Origin of the sequence: Streptomyces lycii (assembly GCF_009735685.1) — a bacterium.
Lineage (GTDB): Bacteria > Actinomycetota > Actinomycetes > Streptomycetales > Streptomycetaceae > Streptomyces > Streptomyces lycii.
Map to the genome: position 1 here is coordinate 1 of NZ_WHPN01000054.1, position 20,029 is coordinate 20,029.

The 20,029-nt window shown below is 74.3% G+C and carries 16 protein-coding genes and 3 pseudogenes; 6 read left to right on the forward strand and 13 right to left on the reverse strand.

Features of this window, described 5'->3' with window-relative positions:
• The 5 genes from GCU69_RS02800 to GCU69_RS02820 all read right to left on the reverse strand — a co-directional run.
• The coding region (locus GCU69_RS02800) for a bile acid:sodium symporter family protein (protein WP_156205033.1) at nucleotides 1-1,000 on the reverse strand (1,000 nt) is incomplete at its 3' end.
• 427 nt (nucleotides 1,001-1,427) lie between these two features.
• Nucleotides 1,428-2,258, reverse strand: a complete 831-nt coding sequence (locus GCU69_RS02805; protein WP_408055753.1) for an FAD:protein FMN transferase — start codon at nucleotides 2,256-2,258, stop codon at nucleotides 1,428-1,430.
• Entirely contained in the window at nucleotides 2,251-2,781 is a 531-nt protein-coding gene (locus tag GCU69_RS02810; protein WP_176604510.1) for an FMN-binding protein, read from the reverse strand. Before GCU69_RS02810 ends, GCU69_RS02805 begins: the two co-directional genes overlap by 8 nt.
• A gap of 94 nt (nucleotides 2,782-2,875) precedes the next feature.
• The gene (locus GCU69_RS02815; RefSeq protein ID WP_156205034.1) at nucleotides 2,876-4,276 is read right to left on the reverse strand and encodes a ferredoxin reductase family protein; all 1,401 of its coding nucleotides are present in this window, start codon (nucleotides 4,274-4,276) and stop codon (nucleotides 2,876-2,878) included.
• 171 nt (nucleotides 4,277-4,447) lie between these two features.
• Nucleotides 4,448-5,035, reverse strand: a complete 588-nt coding sequence (locus tag GCU69_RS02820) for a pyridoxamine 5'-phosphate oxidase family protein (RefSeq protein WP_098751002.1) — start codon at nucleotides 5,033-5,035, stop codon at nucleotides 4,448-4,450.
• A gap of 48 nt (nucleotides 5,036-5,083) precedes the next feature.
• Here GCU69_RS02820 and GCU69_RS02825 point away from each other — a divergent pair, with 48 nt between their 5' ends.
• The 3 genes from GCU69_RS02825 to GCU69_RS02835 all read left to right on the forward strand — a co-directional run bounded on the left by GCU69_RS02825 (nucleotide 5,084) and on the right by GCU69_RS02835 (nucleotide 8,332).
• The gene (locus tag GCU69_RS02825) at nucleotides 5,084-5,473 is read left to right on the forward strand and encodes a DUF488 domain-containing protein (RefSeq protein WP_098751001.1); all 390 of its coding nucleotides are present in this window, start codon (nucleotides 5,084-5,086) and stop codon (nucleotides 5,471-5,473) included.
• 696 nt (nucleotides 5,474-6,169) lie between these two features.
• The gene (gene argH / locus GCU69_RS02830; protein ID WP_156205035.1) at nucleotides 6,170-7,618 is read left to right on the forward strand and encodes an argininosuccinate lyase; all 1,449 of its coding nucleotides are present in this window, start codon (nucleotides 6,170-6,172) and stop codon (nucleotides 7,616-7,618) included.
• A gap of 90 nt (nucleotides 7,619-7,708) precedes the next feature.
• Entirely contained in the window at nucleotides 7,709-8,332 is a 624-nt protein-coding gene (locus tag GCU69_RS02835; RefSeq protein ID WP_143671105.1) for a class I SAM-dependent methyltransferase, read from the forward strand.
• Nucleotides 8,333-8,430: 98 nt separating this feature from the next.
• Here the strand turns inward: GCU69_RS02835 and GCU69_RS02840 are convergent, their stop codons facing one another.
• From GCU69_RS02840 to argC, 5 genes and pseudogenes are all read right to left on the reverse strand, one after another.
• Nucleotides 8,431-9,012, reverse strand: a complete 582-nt coding sequence (locus GCU69_RS02840) for an arginine repressor (protein ID WP_156205036.1) — start codon at nucleotides 9,010-9,012, stop codon at nucleotides 8,431-8,433.
• Between the two features lie 5 nt (nucleotides 9,013-9,017).
• Complete coding sequence (locus tag GCU69_RS02845) at nucleotides 9,018-10,280, reverse strand: acetylornithine transaminase (RefSeq protein ID WP_156205037.1); 1,263 nt, start codon at nucleotides 10,278-10,280, stop codon at nucleotides 9,018-9,020.
• A 137-nt stretch (nucleotides 10,281-10,417) separates the two neighbouring features.
• Nucleotides 10,418-11,323, reverse strand: a pseudogene (gene argB / locus GCU69_RS02850) (acetylglutamate kinase); the annotation flags it as partial.
• Nucleotides 11,320-12,489, reverse strand: coding sequence for a bifunctional glutamate N-acetyltransferase/amino-acid acetyltransferase ArgJ (gene argJ / locus GCU69_RS02855; protein ID WP_098750996.1), 1,170 nt, complete (start codon nucleotides 12,487-12,489; stop codon nucleotides 11,320-11,322). The pseudogene argB and the gene argJ, both read right to left, overlap by 4 nt.
• 112 nt (nucleotides 12,490-12,601) lie before the next feature.
• Entirely contained in the window at nucleotides 12,602-13,630 is a 1,029-nt protein-coding gene (gene argC, locus GCU69_RS02860) for an N-acetyl-gamma-glutamyl-phosphate reductase (RefSeq protein WP_156205038.1), read from the reverse strand.
• 429 nt (nucleotides 13,631-14,059) lie between these two features.
• Between argC and GCU69_RS02865 the strand changes: the two genes are divergently transcribed.
• Nucleotides 14,060-14,608 carry a pyridoxamine 5'-phosphate oxidase family protein gene (locus GCU69_RS02865; protein WP_098750994.1) on the forward strand — a complete coding sequence of 183 codons (549 nt, stop codon included), beginning with the start codon at nucleotides 14,060-14,062 and terminating at the stop codon, nucleotides 14,606-14,608.
• Here GCU69_RS02865 and GCU69_RS02870 read toward each other — a convergent pair.
• Nucleotides 14,593-16,170 carry an MFS transporter gene (locus GCU69_RS02870; protein ID WP_156205039.1) on the reverse strand — a complete coding sequence of 526 codons (1,578 nt, stop codon included), beginning with the start codon at nucleotides 16,168-16,170 and terminating at the stop codon, nucleotides 14,593-14,595. The genes GCU69_RS02865 and GCU69_RS02870 overlap by 16 nt on opposite strands.
• A 286-nt stretch (nucleotides 16,171-16,456) precedes the next feature.
• A complete protein-coding gene (locus tag GCU69_RS02875) occupies nucleotides 16,457-17,575 on the reverse strand; it encodes an FAD-dependent monooxygenase (RefSeq protein ID WP_156205040.1) in 1,119 nt (372 codons plus the stop codon).
• 291 nt (nucleotides 17,576-17,866) lie between these two features.
• On the opposite strand from GCU69_RS02875, the gene GCU69_RS02880 reads away from it, so the two are divergent.
• Both GCU69_RS02880 and GCU69_RS02885 read left to right on the forward strand, forming a co-directional pair.
• On the forward strand, nucleotides 17,867-18,412 hold the full coding sequence (locus GCU69_RS02880) for a TetR/AcrR family transcriptional regulator (protein ID WP_235978173.1): 546 nt from the start codon (nucleotides 17,867-17,869) through the stop codon (nucleotides 18,410-18,412).
• Nucleotides 18,409-19,796: pseudogene (locus GCU69_RS02885) on the forward strand (RNA polymerase sigma factor). Before GCU69_RS02880 ends, GCU69_RS02885 begins: the two are co-directional and overlap by 4 nt.
• A gap of 16 nt (nucleotides 19,797-19,812) precedes the next feature.
• Here GCU69_RS02885 and GCU69_RS32450 read toward each other — a convergent pair.
• Nucleotides 19,813-20,029 (reverse strand): annotated as a pseudogene (locus GCU69_RS32450) (acyltransferase family protein); the annotation flags it as partial.

The window sequence follows — 20,029 nt, forward strand, 5'->3', positions numbered from 1 at the left end:
GGTCCGTCCGGCGGGACAGCCAGGCCGCCGCCAGGGCGCCGGAGACGTTGTGCCAGACGGAGAAGACGGCGGCGGGCAGCGCGGCGGCCGGGCTGAAGTGGGCGGTGGCCAGTGAGGCCGCGAGCCCGGAGTTCTGCATGCCGACCTCGAAGGTGAGCGCCCGGCAGGCCGGGACGCCCAGCCCGAAGACCCGGCCGATCCCGTAGCCGAGCAGCAGACCGAGCCCGTTGTGGAGGACGACCGCGAGGAAGACGAGCGCGGCGGCCGACTTGATGGCGTCGGCGCTGCCCGCCACCACGACCGCGACGATGGCCCCGATCGCCGCCACGGAGAGCCAGGGCAGGGCCCCGAGCGCCCGGGTGACCCAGCGGGCGGCCAGCAGCCGGACGGCGAGACCGGCGAGCACCGGCAGCAGCACCGTCTTGAGGATGTCCGTGACCATCGACCCGGCGTCGACCGGGAGGAACTCCCCCGCGAGCAGCAGCGCGAGCGGCGGGGTGACGAGCGGGGAGAGGACGGTCGACACGCTGGTGACGGACACGGAGAGCGCCACGTCGCCACGCGCGAGGTACGTCACCACGTTGGAGGCCGTACCGCCGGGGGCGCAGCCCACCAGGACGAGCCCGGCGGCCAGTTGCGGCGACAGGCCCAGCGCGTGGGCCACCAGCCAGCCCAGCGACGGCATGACGACGTACTGGGCGGCCAGTCCGAGCGCGACCGCCCAGGGGCGCTGGAGCACGCTCTTGAAGTCCGGCGGGGTCATCGTGAGCCCCATGCAGAACATGACGACGCCGAGCAGATACGGCACGGACGGCGCCCAGCCGCTGAACGAGGCCGGGCTCAGCAGGCCGGCCGCTCCGGCGGCGAGGACCAGCACCGGGAAGACGGTGACGGCGAGCCGCGCGCCGCGGTCGGCGGAGGCGGTGGCCGGGTCGGGTCCGGAGTTGTCGCCGGAGTTGCTGCGGGGCTCGGGCCGGGGGCTCTGGTGTTCGGATCGCACCGCGTGATGGAACGCCCGGAAGGGTGTCTTCCGCAACCCCGTCTCGCGATGCGATCGACCGGCACGCGCGGGGCGGCGGCCACGCGGGCGGCGTCCGCCCGGGGCACGGCGTCCGCCCGGGGCCCGGCGAGCGCGCCGTCCGGGGCGTGGCGCACCGGTTCCGAGGGCGTGGCGCACGGGTCCGCGGGGTGTGTCGCACGGCGCCCAAGGGACGTACGGGCAGCCGCGCGACCGCGCGGAACCGCTGCGGTGAGGCGGGCCCGTCTCGCATCGTGGGCTTCCGCGGCCGGTCGCGCGCCGGACGGGGCCCGGCTCCCGGTCGGACACGCCGGCCGGGACGTGGTCCCGTACCGGCCGGGCACGGTCTGCCCCGGGCACGGCCGGGACCGCCGCCACCGGGCCCCCTGTCCGTCCGCGGGCCCCGCTGTCAGCCCCCGCGCGGGCCCGCCAGATACCGGTCGAAGCCGCTCGTCCGCCATGTGCTGCCGTCCGCCTCGACCGCGAACGCCTCCACGTCGGCGAGGCCCTCCAGCCACTCCCGGGCCGCCCGTCCCCCGGCGAAGGCCGCCGTGGCCCAGGCGTCGGCGGCCGTCAGCCCGGCGGCCAGCACGGTGACGGCGACCAGCGGGTGCCGGGGCGGGCGGCCGGTGTCGGGGTCGATCACATGGCAGCCGCGCTCCGCCGTGCCCGAGGTCGCCACCGCCAGCTCGCCCTCCCCCTCCACCACGGTGAGCACCCGGCCGGGGCGCAGCGGGTCGCTGATCCCGGTGCGCCACGGGCGGCCCGGCGCGGCGTTCCCGCGCAGCTGGATGTCCCCGCCGCCGTTGACGCAGCTGTCCGTGACGCCCGCGTCGAAGAGCAGCTGGGACGCCCGTTCCACCGCCCAGCCCTTGACCAGGCCGGTCGGGTCGAGCAGCCCCGAGTGGTACGCGCTGAACCAGCCGTCGCTCAGTTGCTCCGCCCCGTCGCACAGCAGCAGCACCTCGGTCAGCAGCGGGTCGCACTCCGCCGTCGACAGCTCGCCGCGCGACAGGCGGCTGAGCTGGCTGTCGGGGCGGTAGGTGGAGAACAGCCCGTCCACCCGGTGCAGCCAGCGCACCGCGTCCTCCACCGCTCCCCAGGCGTCGCGCGCCCGGGGGCCGCGGATGTCGAAGGAGAAGACCGTGCCCATGGCCTTCTCGATCCGCCGGAACCGGGGCCGGTCCCGGGCCGCGCCGGGAGGGCGGCCGGCCACGGGTCCGGCCACCGGCTCAGCCACCGGTCCGGTCCAGGGCGCTCTGCAGCGAGGCGATGTAGCCCTCGCTGGTGTAGGTGGCGCCGGAGACGGTGTCGATGTCGGCGCTCTGTGCCGCGACGGCCGCACGGCCGAGTACGGGCACGGCGGTTCCGGTCAGCTGGTCGGAGCGGGGGTTGCCGGACGGTGCCCGGACGGCCTCCGCCCCGGTGATCCGCCCGTCGGCGAGCGTCAGCCGCACCTGCACGGTGCCGTACTGCGTCCGCACCGGGTCCCCGGTGAGCGTACGGCCGCCCTGCTGCGAGGCACCGTCGCCGCCGGCCGCGGCGCCCGTGCCGTCTCCCCCGCCGGCCTGTCCGCCGCCGGCCGTACCGGCGGACGCGTCGCCGCCCGGGGCGGGCTGTGCCCCGGCGGCCGCCGGCGGCGGGCTGTCGGAGGCGGCCGGTCCCGGAAGCAGGGACGGTGACTTGAGGGCCAGCAGCAGCACCACACCGGACACGGTGGCGGCGCTGGTCAGCAGCAGGCGGCGGATCGGATGCTTCCTCATGGGCTCACCCTCGTCGGCTCGTTCGGTGGGTCCGCTTCGTCGGCGGGCTCTCTCGCGGCGCTGTGACGTCGTACGGCCGCGAGGCCCGTCCGGTTCACAGTTCGAAGGACTCGTGGTGGATGCGCCGGGCGGGCACTCCGGCCTCGCGCAGCGTGGTCCGGAACTCCTCGGCGAGCCCGGCGGGGCCGCACAGGTACACGTCGTGCCGGGCGATGTCCGGCAGTATCCGGCACAGCCGCTCCGCCGTGATCTCGGGCCGTGCGCCGCCCGGCCCGTTGACCGCGGAGAGCAGCCGGGCCCGGCGTCTGCGGGCGATGGACTCCAGCTCGGACCAGAGCGCGAGGTCCTCCTGGCGGCGGGCCCGGTAGATGAGGGTCAGATCGCCGGGACGGGCCGGGATCGTCTCGAACAGGGTGCGCAGCGGGGTGATTCCGGCGCCGCCCGCGAGCAGCAGCACCTTGGTGCTGTGGCCGCGCCGGTCGCCGCGCACCCGCTGCCGCCGGGCGGCCGTCAGCGCGCCGTAGGGCCCCTCGGCCCACACCCGGGTGCCGGGCTCCAGCCGGGCGAGCGCCGAGCTGTGGTCGCCCGCGGCCTTGACGGTGATGCGCAGCCGGCCCTCGCGGGGCGGGGCCGAGAGCGAGTACGGGTGCGAGGCCCAGCGGAGCTTCGGCGCCATGAACCGCCACCGGAAGAACTGCCCGGCCTCCGCGTCGAGCCGGTCCAGCCGCCGCCCCTCCATGATCACCGAGGTGACCCCGGGCGCTTCCTCCCGGGTGCCCACGACCCGCAGCCGGTGCCGCAGGTTCAGCCGTACGGGGACGGCGAACCGGTACCAGACCAGCAGCGCCGTCACGGTGCCGTACATGGCGTACCAGGCGGTGCGGGCCGCGGGCTCGGCGGCGAACTCCGCGCCCGTGGAGAGCTGGTGCCAGAAGCCGAGGAAGACGGCGGCGTAGGTGAGCAGATGCAGGTAGTACCAGACCTCGTAGCGCGTCCGGCGCCGGACGCCGCTCGCCGAGACGGCCGCGATCAGCAGGAACAGCCCGGTGGCGATCGTCGCCTTCAGCATGTCGGGATAGTCGAGCACGACGGTGAGCGCCTGGTCGAGCAGCGGGGTGCCGGACTGCTCGGCGTATCCCCACAGGATCAGCGCGGCGTGCGCGAGGATCAGGCTGACGGTGTAGCGGCCGGCCATGGCGTGCCAGCGGGCCACCCGGTCCGAGCCGATCTGCCGCTCCAGCGACGGCACCCGGGCCATCAGCGCGATCACCACCGCCGTGGCGTATCCCGCGAGCAGCCCGGTGATCCGCCCGGCGCCGGTGATCCACTCGGCGGTCGCGGTGACCGACGGCGTCGTGTGCCACCAGAGCCCGAGCACCGCGGCCGCCCCCGCCCACAGAACGGCCAGCAGCGGTGTGGCGGGGGAACGCCGCGGCCGCATCCGGAACTCCGCCCGCCGTCTGGCGGCCCGGCCACCCTCCTGGATCGTGGTCACGGTCCCCGTCCTCCCGGTCCGTCCGTACGCCATGAGCCCGGTCGGCTCTGCCACACGTACGGAACGGAGGCCGCCGGAGTTCAACGCGGCGGGCGGGATCCGCGGGACGGCGCTCGCGCGGGGCGGCCGGGACGGCGGAGGAGCCGCCGGCGCGGGCGGGCCGGGCCCCGCTCAGCGGGTGGCCGGCGGCAGCGGGAGCGGGAGACCGGGCAGGCCGTCGATGCTCGTGGCGATGTGCTCCTTCTTCGCGAAGTACGCGCTCAGGCTCTCGTCGGTCTCCCGCTCGAAGCGCGAGCCGTGCAGCGACCGGTCCTCCCGGTGGTCCATCAGCGGCACGCCGAAGCCGCAGGTGTCGCGGATCAGCTCGGCGCTGACGACGATGACGGCGCGCAGCCCGTGCCGGGTGTGGTCGACGTCCGGGAAGCGCGCGAGCAGCCCGGTCCAGCGCGGGTCGTCGCGGAACACGGGCTCGCCGCGGCCGTGCACGCGGACGATGTTCGGCGGCCCGTCGAACGCGCACCACATCAGCGTGATCCGGCCGTTCTCCCGCAGATGGGCGATGGTCTCGGCGTTGCTGCCCGCGAAGTCCAGATAGGCCACGGTCCGTTCGTCCAGCACGGCGAACGACCCGGTGAGGCCCTTGGGCGACAGATTGACGGTGCCTTCCCCGGACAGCGGCGCGGTGGCAGTGAAGAAGATCTTCTGCTGCTCGATGAACGTCCTGAGCCTGCCGTCGATGCGTTCGTGGCTTCTCCCCATACAGCGCAGTATGGACAGGGAGCCCGATCCCAGGAGGCGGAATCGTCCATGCATCCCGACATCCGGACGCGCCGGGTCTACGACCCGCCCGAGCCGTCGGACGGCACCAGGGTCCTCGCCGACCGCGTCTGGCCGCGCGGCCTCACCAAGGAGGCCGCGGCGCTGGACGTGTGGTGCAAGGAGGCGGCCCCGTCCACCGAGCTGCGCCGCTGGTACGGGCACGCCCCGGAACGCCGTGCGGAGTTCGCCCGCCGGTACGAGGCGGAGCTCGCGGAACCGGAGCGGCGGCAGGCCCTGGACCGGCTGCGCGAGCTGGCACGGGAGGGACGGCTGACCCTGCTCACGGCAACGAAGGACCTGGACCTGTCCCATGTGGGCGTACTCGCCGAGGCCCTCCGGGACGGCGGGACCGGCGGGAAGCCCCGCTCGCGGCGGTGAACGCCGTTCCGGCAGCCGGGTGACGGTACAGCGACTCCCGTTCCTGCCGGCTCCTGACGACGCCTGACGACGCCTGACGACGCCTGACGATTATGCCGAGTGTGCCGCGGACTGCCCACGGATTGTTGGAGCTTCCGCGGACTGTCCTCGGTACCGCCCGTCCGCCCCGGCATTGCCCAGGACGGATTGACGAAACATACAGAGGAATGCATAGTTATACCTGTCAGCGCATGCTTCACAAGGAGAACCCCGTGGCCGAGCGTGTCGTAGAGGCCGACGAGGTCGCCATCACCTTCCGGCACGGCGTCCCGGCCGCCCTCGTCGGCAGGCCCCTCACCGTGCCGGTGGCATCGGACGCCCCTCCGGGACGGCCACGCCGCCGTCACCGGCCGGCGCTCCGAGTCCTCGCCGCACGACTCCGGACCGGCGCGCCGCGACTCGGCCGGCACCTTCGACCGCGCCTTCCGCACTTTCCGCCAGGCGCTGCCGAAGCGCCCCACCGAGCCCTTCGGCATGAGTCCGGGGACCGCCGCGCGGCGTGATCCCGGGCAGTAGCCTGCGCGGTATCCGGTCGGCACGGCGCCGGCTCCGTCTCCCGCCCGGGCGGGAGACGGCGCGCACCCGGCCGCCCGGCACCACCACCCGGCGCGGCACCAGTCCGCAGCACGTACCAGCAGCACGTACGAGGAGCCCCAGATGACCAACGGCCAGCAGACCCCCACCCCGGACGGCGGCGACGTCCGCCTGTGGGGCGGCCGCTTCGCCTCCGGGCCGGCGGAGGCCCTGGCCAAGCTGTCGGCGTCCGTCCACTTCGACTGGCGGCTCGCCCCGTACGACATCGCGGGCTCCCGCGCGCACGCCCGGGTGCTGCACAGCGCCGGGCTGCTGACCGCGGACGAGCTGGAGCGGATGATCGAGGGACTGGACCGGCTGGAGGCCGACGTCGCGGACGGCTCGTTCACCGGCACCGTCGCCGACGAGGACGTGCACACCGCCCTGGAGCGCGGCCTGCTGGAGCGGCTGGGGGCCGACCTCGGCGGCAAGCTCCGCGCCGGCCGGTCCCGGAACGACCAGATCGCCACCCTCTTCCGGATGTACCTCCGGGACCACGCCCGGATCCTCGGCGGCCTCCTCGCCGAACTCCAGGAGGCCCTCGTCGGCCTCGCCGAGGCCCACCCGGACGTCGCCATGCCCGGCCGCACCCACCTCCAGCACGCGCAGCCCGTGCTCTTCGCGCACCACGTCCTCGCGCACGTCCAGGCGCTGTCCCGGGACGCCGAGCGGCTGCGCCAGTGGGACGACCGCACGGCCGTCTCGCCGTACGGGTCCGGGGCCCTCGCCGGTTCCTCGCTCGGCCTGGACCCGGAGGCCGTCGCCGCCGACCTCGGCTTCGAGCACGGCTCGTCCGCGAACTCGATCGACGGCACCGCGTCCCGCGACTTCGTCGCCGAGTTCGCCTTCATCACGGCGATGATCGGCGTCGACCTGTCACGGATCGCCGAGGAGGTCATCATCTGGAACACCAAGGAGTTCTCCTTCGTGACCCTCCACGACGCCTTCTCCACCGGTTCCTCGATCATGCCGCAGAAGAAGAACCCGGACATCGCCGAGCTGGCGCGCGGCAAGTCCGGCCGGCTCATCGGCAACCTCACCGGACTCCTCGCCACCCTCAAGGCGCTGCCGCTCGCGTACAACCGGGATCTCCAGGAGGACAAGGAGCCGGTCTTCGACTCCTGCGACACGCTGGAGACCCTGCTGCCCGCCTTCACCGGCATGATGGCGACGCTCACCGTCAACCGGGAGCGCATGGAGGAGCTGGCCCCGGCCGGCTTCTCCCTCGCCACGGACATCGCGGAGTGGCTGGTCAGGCAGGGCGTCCCGTTCCGGGTGGCGCACGAGGTGGCCGGCGAGTGCGTGCAGGAGTGCGAGCGCGCGGGCATCGAGCTGGACGAGCTGACGGACGAGCAGTTCGCGAAGATCTCCCCGCACCTGACCCCCGAGGTGCGCACCGTGCTCAACGTTCCCGGTGCCCTGGCCTCGCGCAACGGCCGCGGCGGCACGGCACCGGAGGCCGTCGCCGTGCAACTCGCCGGGGTGAAGGCGGACCTGGCGGTCCAGCGGGGATGGGCGACGGCGAAGAGCTGAGCCCGCGGCCGGGCCGGGGTGTGTGACAGACCCGCACACGCCCCGGCGCGCGCTCTTGCCGTGCGCGGGGCCGGGCCGTACAACACCGGCATGGACCCGAACACGGGAGACGGGCGCGCGGGCGCCCGGCGGTGGAACCCCGCCGGGGACGGTGCCCCGCCCAGCGCGGAGATCGCCTGGCTGGCCCGCTCCGGGGGCATCGCGTCGGTGCTGGACGCCGGGTGCGGCTGGGGCCGTCATCTCGCCGTCTTCGCCGGGACGGCACGGACGCTGCACGGCTTCGACCCGGACGAGGAGGGCGTGGCAGCGACCCGCGAACGGCTGCGCGGGGCCGCGGCCGACACCCGCGCCTGGGCCGCCACCCTGGCCTCCGCGGAGCCGCCCGCCGCGCCGTACGACGTGGTGGTCTGCTACGGCGTCCTGCACTTCCTCCCGCGTACGGAACGCGCGGACGCCTACGACCGGCTGGCATCCTGGACCAGGCCCGGCGGGCTGCTCGCCATCGCGTCGTTCAACGCGGCCGTCCCCATCCCACCGGATCTCCGCCCCCTCATGCCCGAACCACCACCGGACAGCGGCGAACTCCGCACCCGCTTCGCCGACTGGGAAACCGTACGGGCGCGCAGCCACGTCTTCGACGACGAACACGAGGGCGGCATCCGGCACACCCACTCCATCGACCGGCTGATCGTGCGGGCGCCCGGGAGGACGTGACCGGCCCCGACCCGCGCCGCACGCCGCCCGCCGCCGCGCGCCGCCCGCCGTACCGTCAGCCGCGCGGCCCGGCAGCCCGCTGGAGGGGCAACCCGCGCTCAGCCCGCTCGCTGGGCCAGGCGCAGCAGGTGGTCGGCGAGCGCCTGGCCGCCCGTCGGGTCGCGGCTGATCAGCATCAGCGTGTCGTCTCCGGCGATGGTGCCGAGGATGTCGTGCAGCTCCGCCTGGTCGATGGCCGAGGCCAGGAACTGGGCGGCGCCCGGCGGGGTGCGCAGCACGACCAGGTTGGCCGAGGCCTCGGCGGAGATCAGCAACTCACCGGCGAGCCGGCGCATCCGCTCCTCCTTCGCCGACTCCCCCAGCGGCGCGTGCGGGGTGCGGAAACCGCCCTCGCTCGGCACGGCGTAGATCAGCTCGCCCCCGGTGTTGCGGATCTTCACCGCGCCGAGTTCGTCCAGATCGCGGGAGAGCGTCGCCTGGGTGACGGTCAGCCCGTCGTCGGCGAGCAGCTTGGCGAGCTGGCTCTGCGAGCGCACCGGCTGCCGGTTGAGGATGTCGACGATCCGCCGGTGGCGGGCCGTACGGGTCTGCGGCACGGCCGGGCCGGCGTGCTCGGCCTCCTGCTGACGGCTCTCGCCGCGCTCGCCGTCCCGGTCCTGGTTCCCCTGGGCCTCGGTCATCGTCGTCAGTCTCCGGATCGTCGGTCGTCCCCGTGGCCCGACGCGGCGTCCAGCACGCCCGGCAGCGCGCCGAGGAGGGCGTCCGCCTCGGCGTCACCGATGATCAGCGGTGGCACGAGCCGCACCACGCCGGGTGCGACCGCGTTCACCAGGAGGCCGGCCTGCTGAGCCGCCTGCTGCACCTGCGGTGCGGCGGGCTCGGTGAGCACGATACCGAGCAGGAGGCCCGCGCCGCGCACATGGTCGACGAGCGGATGGGCGATCGCCTCGATGCCCTCCCGCAGCCGCTCGCCTGTTCGCTTGACCCGGTCGAGGAGTCCGTCGGCGGCGATGGTGTCCAGCACGGCGAGCGCGGCGGCGCAGGCCACCGGGTTGCCCCCGAAGGTGGAACCGTGCTGACCCGGTGTCAGCAGCCCGGCCGCCGGGCCGAAGGCGACGGTCGCACCGATCGGCAGCCCGCCGCCGAGCCCCTTGGCGAGCGTGACGATGTCGGGCTCGACGCCCTGCGCCCGGTGCTCGAACCAGTGCCCGGTCCGGCCGATGCCGGTCTGCACCTCGTCGATGACCAGCAGGGTGCCGGTGGCCCGGGTGATCTCGCGGGCCTCCGCGAGATAACCGGCGGGCGGCACGACCGCGCCGTTCTCCCCCTGTACGGGTTCCAGGACGACGAGCGCCGTGTCGGTGGTGACGGCGGCCCGCAGCGCGTCCGCGTCGCCGTACGGCACATGGGTGACGTCGCCGGGCAGCGGCAGGAAGGGGTCGCGCTTGCCGGGCTGGCCGGTGAGGGTGAGCGAGCCCATGGTGCGGCCGTGGAAGCCGCCCTCGGCGGCGACCATGTGAGTGCGTCCGGTGCGCCGTCCGATCTTGAAGGCGGCTTCGACGGCCTCGGCGCCGGAGTTGGAGAAGTACACCCGGCCCGGGCGGCCGGAGAGCTGGAGCAGCCGTTCGGCGAGCGCGACGGGTGGTTCGGCGACGAACAGGTTCGAGACATGGCCGAGGGTGGCGATCTGGTCGGACACCGCCCGCACGACGGCGGGGTGGGCGTGGCCGAGGGCGTTGACGGCGATGCCGCTGACGAAGTCCAGGTACTCGTTGCCGTCGGCGTCCCGGACCCGGGCCCCCTCTCCCTGCACCAGCGGCAGCCGCGGCGTGCCGTAGTTGTCCATCAGGGCGCCCTGCCAGCGGCGGGTGAGCTGCTCGTTGTCGGCGGGCCCGGCCGTACCGGCCGGTCCGGCGGGGCCTTCCGTGGCGGTGCTGTCGCTCCTCATGCTTCCCCCTCGTCGGGCGTGCCGGGTGCGGCGGGTGCGGTGCGGGGCTCGGCCGGTGCGCCGGAATCGGCGGACGCGTCGCGCGGCCCGGCGGACGCGCGCGGCCCGGCGGCCGTGCCGGGGCCGGCCGGCGCGCGGGGCTCGTCGGGCACCACCATGGTGCCGATGCCCTCGTCGGTGAAGATCTCCAGCAGGATCGAGTGCTGGACGCGCCCGTCGATGACGCGGGCGGTGTGCACGCCGTTGCGCACGGCGTGCAGGCAGCCCTCCATCTTGGGCACCATGCCGCTGGCCAGGTCGGGCAGCAGCTTCTCCAGTTCGGTGGCGGTGAGCCGGCTGATGACGTCGTCGCTGTTCGGCCAGTCCTCGTACAGTCCCTCGACATCGGTGAGGACCATCAGGGTCTCGGCGTTCAGCGCGGCGGCGAGCGCGGCGGCGGCGGTGTCGGCGTTGACGTTGTAGACGCCGTTCCCGGTCCCGTCCTCGTCGGCACTGCGGGCGATGGAGGAGATGACGGGGATCCGGCCGTCGTCCAGCAGGGCCTGGATCGCCCCGGTGTCGACCTCGGTGATCTCCCCGACCCGGCCGATGTCCACCCGTCCGCCGTCGATCTCGGCGTACCGCTTGCCGGCCGACATGGTGTGCGCGTCCTCGCCGGTCATGCCGACGGCGAGCGGACCGTGCTGGTTGAGCAGCCCGACCAGCTCGCGCTGCACCTGGCCGGCCAGCACCATCCGTACGATCTCCATCGCCTCGGGCGTGGTGACGCGCAGCCCGGCCTTGAACTCCGAGACCAGGCCGAGCTTGTCGAAGTGCGCGTTGATCTGAGGGCCGCCGCCGTGCACGACGACCGGCTTGAGCCCGGCGTGCCGCAGGAAGACGACGTCCTGGGCGAAGGCCGCCTTCAGCTCCTCGTCGACCATGGCGTTGCCGCCGAACTTGATGACGACGGTCTTGCCGTGATGACGGGTCAGCCAGGGCAGCGCCTCGATGAGGATCTGCGCCTTGGGCAGGGCGGTGTGCTTGCGGGTGGTCGTCGTCATGAGGAGTACGCGCTGTTCTCGTGGACGTAGTCGGCGGTCAGGTCGTTGGTCCAGATGACGGCCGACTCGGGGCCGGCGGCCAGGTCGGCGGTGATGCGGACCTCCCGGTAGCGCATGTCGACCAGCTCCCGGTCCTCGCCGACGGAGCCGCCCTTGCAGACCCAGACCCCGTTGATGGCGACGTTCAGCCGGTCCGGCTCGAAGGCGGCCGAGGTGGTGCCGATGGCGGACAGCACCCGGCCCCAGTTCGGGTCCTCGCCGTGCAGGGCGCACTTGAGCAGGTTGTTCCGGGCGATCGAACGCCCGACCTCCACGGCGTCGTCCTCACTCGCCGCGTTCACGACCTCGATCCGGATGTCCTTCGACGCGCCCTCGGCGTCGCCGATGAGCTGCCGGGCGAGGTCGTCGCAGACCGCCCGGACGGCCTCGGCGAACTCCTCGTACGCCGGGGCGGCCCCGGACGCTCCGGAGGCCAGCAGCAGCACGGTGTCGTTGGTCGACATGCAGCCGTCGGAGTCGATCCGGTCGAAGGTGGTACGGGTCGCGGCGCGCAGGGCCCTGTCCAGCTCGGGCCGCGCGACGTCGGCGTCGGTGGTGAGCACGACCAGCATGGTGGCGAGCCCGGGGGCGAGCATGCCCGCGCCCTTGGCCATGCCCCCGACCGTCCACGAACCCGCGGCGGAGGCGCGCTCCACGACGGCCGTCTTGTGCACCGAGTCGGTGGTCTTGATGGCGATGGCGGCCTTCTCGCCGCCGTGCGCGGAGAGCTTCGCCGCGGCCGCCCCGACACCCGGCAGCAGCTTGTCCATGGGCAGCCGGATGCCGATCAGGCCGGTGGAGGCCACGGCCACCTCGCCCGCGCTGTGGTCGCCGCCGAGCACCTCGGCGGTCTTCTCGGCGGTCGCGTGGGTGTCCTGGAAACCGAGCGGGCCGGTGCAGGCGTTGGCGCCGCCGGAGTTGAGGACGACGGCCGAGACCCGGCCGCCCTTCAGGACCTGCTCGGACCAGACGACGGGGGCGGCCTTGACGCGGTTGGAGGTGAAGACGCCGGCGGCGGCGAGACGCGGTCCGTTGTTGACGACGAGCGCCAGATCCGGATCGCCGCTGTCCTTGATCCCCGCGGCGATGCCCGCCGCGCTGAAACCCTGTGCTGCGGTGACGCTCACCGTGCCTCCTCGTTCGCTGCGCCGCGCCAGCGGCTGTTGTCACCGTCGCTCGCGCGGCCGAGCGGCGCGCGCGGCCACGTCACCTGCGGACCGCCGGCCGGGCCGGGGTCCGTCACGGAGCCACTCCGACCGTGTCGAGGCCCGTGTCCTCGGGGAAACCGAGGGCGATGTTCATGCTCTGCACCGCGCCGCCCGCGGTGCCCTTGGTCAGGTTGTCGATGGCGCTGACGGCCACGATGCGGCCGGCGGCCTCGTCGTACGCGACCTGGAGCAGCACGGCGTTCGAGCCGTACACGGCGGCCGTGGACGGCCACTGGCCCTCGGGCAGCAGGCGCAGGAAGGGCTCGCCCGCGGCCGCCTTCTCGTACGCCTCGCGGACCGCGCCCGCGGTGACCCCGGGCCTGGCCCTGGCCGTGCAGGTCGCGAGGATGCCGCGCGGCATGGGCGCCAGGGTCGGGGTGAACGACACGGTGACGGGCTCGCCCGCGGCCGCGGAGAGATTCTGGATCATCTCCGGGGTGTGCCGGTGCACGCCGCCGACGCCGTACGGGCTCATGGAGCCCATGACCTCGCTGCCGAGCAGATGCGGCTTGAGGGCCTTGCCCGCGCCGGAGGTGCCGGTGGCGGCGACGATCACGGCGTCCGGCTCGGCCAGCCCGGCGCCGTAGGCCGGGGACAGCGCGAGCGAGACGGCCGTCGGATAGCAACCGGGGACGGCGATCCGCCGGGTGCCGGCGAGGGCGTCACGGGCGCCGGGCAGTTCCGGAAGGCCGTAGGGCCAGGTGCCGGCGTGCGGGGAGCCGTAGAACTTCTCCCAGTCGGCGGCGTCGTTCAGCCGGAAGTCGGCACCGCAGTCGACGATCAGCGCGGCGTCGCCGAGCGCCTCGGCCACGGCGGCGGACCGGCCGTGCGGCAGCGCGAGGAAGACGACGTCGTGCCCGGCGAGAACCTCGGGGGTGGTGGGCTCCAGGACCCGGTCCGCCAGGGGCAGCAGGTGCGGCTGGAGTCCGCCGAGCCGCTGACCGGTGTTGGAGTTGCCCGTGAGGGCTCCGATCTCGGCCTCGGGATGCCGGAGCAGCAGGCGCAGGATCTCCCCGCCCGCGTACCCGCTCGCTCCCGCCACTGCCACGCGCGTCACCATGTCACTCCTCCTCTGAGAGGCATGACTATACGGACCATCGCACTTTTATGCAATACGGGCCGTACGCGTCCGGGCCCGCCGCTGTGACGGTGCGCCGCGGGTGGCGGACGGACGCCCCGCCGGCCGGACCGGTGGTCAGCCGCTGCCGGGACCGCGCGGGCGGCGAGAGCGGCGAGAGCGGCCTCCGGACGGCGGACTGCGGGCGTCGGGCGGCGGGGGCGGCGCCTCCCGGACACGGGCGGCCGCCGGGCGGACGGCATGGTTCCTCGCCGGAGGTCGCGGCATCCGCGGGCAGCAGGCCCCGTGTGCGCCGCCCCCGCGCTCGCCGGGATCCGCCGGAGGCCGGGGCCGGGCGCCGCCGGGCCGGGCCGCGTAACCTTCGTCACAAACAGCGCCACCCTCGTCACCAGCAGTGCAGAGGAGCCCCGTATGACGCCGAAGCAGCCCAGGACCGAGCTCGACGCCCGCTACAGCTCCGCGCTCAACCCGCGGCCGGGCGCGGAGGACGTCACCGCCACCGACTGGGCGGAGACCGAGCGCCGGCTGCGGGCCGCCGAGATCTTCTGGATCACCACGGTCCGGCCGGACGGCCGGCTGCACGTCACGCCCCTGATCGCCGCCTGGCACGACGGGGCGCTGCACTTCAGCACCGGGCCGGGCGAGCAGAAGGCGAAGAACCTGGCCGGCAACGCCCACTGCGCCCTCACCACGGGCCGCAACTCCCTCTCCGAAGGTCTCGACATCGTGGTCGAGGGCACGGCGGAGCGGGTGACGAACCCGGCACGGCAGGACGAGGTCATCGCCGCGTTCGAGGAACAGTACGGGGACCACATCACCTCCCCGGAAGGGACGTTCCACGGCTTCGGCGACAGCATCCGCAAGGGCCAGGACCTGCTGTTCGCGGTGGCACCCGGCACGGCGTACGGCTTCGGGCACGACGGCCGGGTGTTCAGCCACACCCGCTACACGTTCGACTGAACCGGCGGGCCGGCGCTCCGCGCGCGGCCGTGCCGTACGGGGCGTCCCGGCCCCGGGACACGCCCGCGCCACCGCTGCCGGCCGGCCGGGACCGCGTCCGTCTCCCGCGGCGCCGCGGGCCCGTCCGGCGCGGCGGGCCGTTTGCGCACCAGCGCGACCGCGGGCACGGCGGCCAGGAGGAAGAGCACGCCCGCCATCGCGACGTAGACGTACACGCCGGTCGCCGTGCTCACCGGGGCACCGTCGGCGAAGATCCCGGGAACGGCGTTCGCCTTGAGCACCTCGGCGCCGGCGAAGTTGAAGACGACCGAACCGAGGGCCAGCACGACCGACACCAGACCGGCGACGGTGCCCTGCCGCTCGGGTGCCTCGATGCCGGTCGCCAGGTTGTAACCGGAGGCACCGATCGCTCCCGCGGCCACACCGACCAGGGTGCCGCAGGCGATCGCCAGCGGGAGCAGCGATACGCCCGACAGCATCGCGAAGGTCGCCACGGCCCCGACGCCGATGCCGCCGAGGAGGGGCAGCGCGGGACCGAACCGCCCCGCGAGCCATCCGGCGCACGTGCCGCCGACGACGATGCCGAGATTGGGCGCGGCGAGCAGCACCGCGACCGCCTCCCCGTGGCCCAGCCCGTATCCGAGCCCCAGGCCGGGGGGCACCTGGGCGATGACGCCCGTCAGCTGGAGCATGCTGCGGAAGGAGCCTGCGGCCAGCACCAGGGCGAGCAGCGTCAGCAGGATCGGGCGGGTGAGGGCCCGGAGGTCGATGACGGGTTCCTCGGCCCGCAGCGCGTGGTACACCCAGCCGGCCAGCGCGGCGACACCGGCCGCCAGCAGCGCGATCATGCCCCCGGACAGCCATCCGAGGTCCCTCCCGAGGCTGATGTAGGCGAGCACCGCGCCGAGGCCGCCGCCGAGCAGGAACGCCCCGCCCGCGTCGACCCGGCCGGTGCCGCGGACCGGCGACTCCGGGATGAAGGCACGCACGCTGAGGGCCGCCGCCGCGGCGAGCAGCGCGGCCGCGACGAACACGCTCCGGTAGCCGAACACGTCGATGACCGGCTGCATCAGGAACGGTTCGAGGATTCCGACCACCGACGAGCCGGACGTCACGAGCCCGACCAGGGCCATCGCCACCCGCGGGGTGCAGATCTGCCGGGCGAGGGCCACCGTGATGAAGACCGCGCCGAAGGCGGCCCCCTGGAGGAAGCGCCCCACCAGGAAGATCCAGACGTTGGGGGCGGCGAGGCAGACCAGCGCTCCCGCGCAGGCGAGGAGCAGCGTGCCGATGAGTATCCGGCGCTTGCCGAAGATGTCGGAACTCTTCGCGAGCAGCGGCGACCAGATGGCCCCGGCCAGCATCGCGCTCGCGTTCAGCCACGCTGTCTGGTCGGTGTCGAAATGGTCCAGCAGCTGCGGCAGGACCATCATGGGCGAGCCGATGGCCACGTCGGCCAGGACGTTGGCGAGGGTGAGAACGGCCGCCCACAGGACGAGCCGCTTGCTCCAATGGTGCTCTCGGGCGCCGGGATCGGGCTTCTCCGGCGTGTCTTTCACCATGCATTCTCTCCAGCGCGCAGTGGGTTGGGTCCCGGCGAACGGCACGCCCCCGTGGGCGGCGCGGTCGGCGCGGGCTGCCGGTTGAGCCGGCTCCCGGGGAGTGGGTACGGGCGGACGCCCGTTTCCGGGCGGACGCCCGGTCGGCGAGGAGCGGTGACGGCGCCGTACACGTCGGTGCCGCCGGGTGGCCGCCGGGGCCGGGCGGCGTTGTCCCGCACGACGCCGGAGCCTGCTGCCGGCCGGCCGTGCCGGGGTGGGGGCGCGCCCGGGTGAGGGCGCGCCGGGGTCAGGGCGCGCCGTTGCCGGACGCCTGGAGCGCTTCGTTGCGGGCGGCAATGGCCGCCCAGGAGGTCGGCAGCATGCGGTCGCGGCCACTGTGCACCCGGCCCTGGGCGAACGTCACCAAGGGACGCTGCCGGGCCTCGTACCGTGCGAACGCGGCGGTGTGGTCGTTTCCGCACCGTTCGAGTTCTTCGGCGAGGAAGCGGGCGCCGGTGAGCGCGAGCGAGGTGCCGCGTCCGGAGAGGAAGGCCGGGCTGTACCCGGCGTCCCCGACGAGGGCGACCCGGCCGTGGTGCCAGCGGGGCATGTGGATCTGGCTCGCGGAGGTGAAGAAGAAGCCGGGATCGGCGCGGGCCGCGTCGAGCAGCTCCGGGATGCGCCACGACCGGTGGCCCGAGAAGGCGTCGATGAGGATTCTCTTCTGGCTCTCCAGGTCACGGTGGTCGTATGCGAGCTGTTCGGAGCGGAACTGGAAGACCGCGACTCTTCTGCCGTTGTACCGGAAGATGCCCGCCATCCGGCTGGGGACGTTGTATATCGAGTTGGCGCCCTCGGGCTGCGTGTCGCCGGGGTGATCGGCGAGGGCGAAGTAGACACCGAGGTGCCGGAGGTAGTCCTGCTCGGGCCCGAACACCAGCCGGCGTACGGCGGAGTGCTGGCCGTCGGCGCCGAGCACCAGGTCGTACCGTCCGGTGCGGCCGGACGCGAAGCGCACGTCGACGCCGTCGGCGCCGCCGTCGGCCAGCGTCTCGACCGAGTCGCCGAAGCGGATGGCCGCGGTGTCCGGGAGCGCGTCGGCGAGGATGCGCACCAGGTCCTCGCGGAGAAGCTCGATGTCGTCCTCGGAGTCGCTGACCTCCGCCATCGGGATCCGGGCCACCGGCTCGCCCGCGCTGTCGACGAAGCGGGTCAGCTCGGACATCCGGACCCGTCGCTTCTGGATCTGCGGGAGGAGTCCCATCCCCTCCGCGGCCTCGATCGCGTCACCGCGGATGTCGATGGGTGTGCCTGTCAGCCGGAGTTGGCGGGCGTACTCGACGACGGTGACGTCGTGGCCGCGGGTGCCCAGCTCCAGTGCGCAGGCGAGCCCGGCGACACCTGCTCCGGATACGAGGATGTTCACGTGTGCGCTCCTGGTTTCGCTGAGGTGGATGTGCGGCCGGCCGCCGCGCGCCGGCCGGGCGGCCGGTACCGCGGAGCGGTACTGCCGCCGGGCAGGCCGCCGGCGGGGCAGCCGAACGGCTAAAGAAACAATCTGTCGCTTTTAGCGACCTTACTTGCCGCCGGTTTGCACCGCAACGCGGCACCTGGCGACAATCAGCCACCGAGCTGAGGAAGAGGAGGTGGCGCGGCGATGGCCAACGGGACCGCCGACCGCCCGCCCGCGCGGCGCCCGGGTGGCCGCAACGCGCGCGTGAGAGCGCAGATCCTCGCCGCGACCGTCGAACTCGTGGCCCGCGACGGCATCGCGGGCTTCCGTTACGAGGAGGTCGCCGAGTTCGCCGGCGTGCACAAGACCAGCGTCTACCGCAACTGGCCCGACCGCGAGGAGCTGGTGGTCGAAGCCCTGCTGCGGTACGCCGAGGATCTCGCGTCGGTCGCCGACACCGGCGACATCCACCGGGACCTGGTGGACTTCCTGCTGGCCCTCGCCGGTGGCCTGGAAACGCCGTTCGGCCGGACCCTCGAGCAGGCCGTGCAGCCCGCCCGCCAGGGCCCCACCGTCCAGGCGCTGGCCAAGATCCTCGACCAGCGCGTGGCCGCCATGCGGCGGCGGGTGGACGCCGCCGTCGAGCGGGGCGAACTCCCCCCGGTCGACAGCTCCTTCCTCGGCGAGATGATCTCCGGGCCGGTGCACCTCATCGTCAACCGCGGCATGCGCCCGTTCACCCGCACGGACGCGGAGCGCATCGTCGGCGTGGTGCTCGCCGGCATCCGGGCCACCGCACCGTCCGGCTGAGCGATCGGCCCGGACTCCCGGCGACGGCGCCGTGGCCGGTCGAAGCGGTGTTCAGGATCGAGTCCCCGCGGATCGTCGCCGGTGTCGCCCGCGTCGTGCGGGACATCGGGCCGGCGGAGAGATCGCGCAGGACGCCCTGGTCGCCGCGCTGGAGCAGTGGCCGGAGTCAGGCGTCCCGGACCGGCCGGGCGCCCGGCTCATGGCCACGGCCAGGCACCGGGCGATCGATCTCGCACGCCGCAAGGAGACGTACGCGCGGAAGCTGGCCGAGGTCGGGCGGGCGCTGGAGGACGCGGCTCCGCCCGACCCGGCGGACCTCGGCGACCCGGACGCCATCGACGACGACCTGCTGCGGCTCGTCTTCACCGCGTGCCATCCCGTGCTCCGGCCGGAGGCACGGATCGCGTTGCCGCTGCGCCTGCTGGGCGGGCTGACGACACAGGAGATCGCCCGGGCGTTCCTGGTGGCCGAGCCGACGGTGGCGCAGCGCGTCGTGCGCGCCAAGCAGGCGCCGGCCCGGGCCGGGGTGCCGTTCGAGGTACCGTACGGACCGGACCGCGCGCCCGTCTCTCCTCGGTGCTGGAGGTCCTCTACCTGATCTTCAACGAGGGTTATTCGGCGACGGCGGGCGACGATCTGCTGCGGCCCGGCCCGTGCGAGGACGCCCTCCGGCTGGCCCGGGTGCTGGCCGGGCTGATGCCCGGGGAGCCGGAGGTCCACGGTCTCGCCGCGCTGCTGGAGTTCCAGGCCTCGCGCACCGCCGCCCGCACGGGGCCCGGCGGGGAACCGGTGCTGCTCGCGGACCAGAACCCGTTCGCGGTGGAACCGCCTGCTGATCCGCCGGGGCTTCGAGGCCCTGCTGCGCGCGGGCCACGGCCCGTATGCCGTCCAGGCCGCGATCGCCGCCTGCCACGCGCGGGCACTGCGGTACGAGGACACCGACTGGGCGATGATCGCCGCGCTGTACGGACGGCTGGCGGCCCTGACACCGACCCCCGTGGTCCAGCTCAACCGGGCGGTGGCCGTCTCGATGGCCGAGGGCCCGGCTGCCGCTCTGGAACTGGACGACGCCCCGCGGCATGAACCGGCGCTGAAGGAGTACCACCTGCTGCCGAGCGTCCGGGGCGACCTGCTGGAGCGGCTGGGGCGGACCCGGGAGGCGGCGGCGGAGTCCGGGCGGGCGGCGTCGCTGACCCGCAACGCGCGGGAGCGGGAACTGCTGTCCGCGCGCGCCCGGACGCACGAACCGGGTACCGAGCGCGCAGGCCGGGTGAACGGGCCGGGTGCCGAGCGCGCAACCCGGATGGACGGGCCGGGTGCCGACCGCCCCGCCCGCACGGATGAACCGGATCCCGACCGCCCCGCCGGTCAACGGCGCCGGTGAGGCCCGGGGCCGCCGGTCACTCGCGCATGCCGAACAGGAACCGGGTCACCCGTGTCCGGCGCACCAGCAGGTCGTACGCGGCGACGGTGAGCACCAGCGAGGACAGGGCGATCACGGCGTACTCGGCCAGGATCGGGGCGTCCCAGCCGACGACGCCGTACGCCACCACGACGACGACCGGCTGGTGCAGCACGTACAGCGGGAGCACCGCGGCGGACACATAGCCGTACACC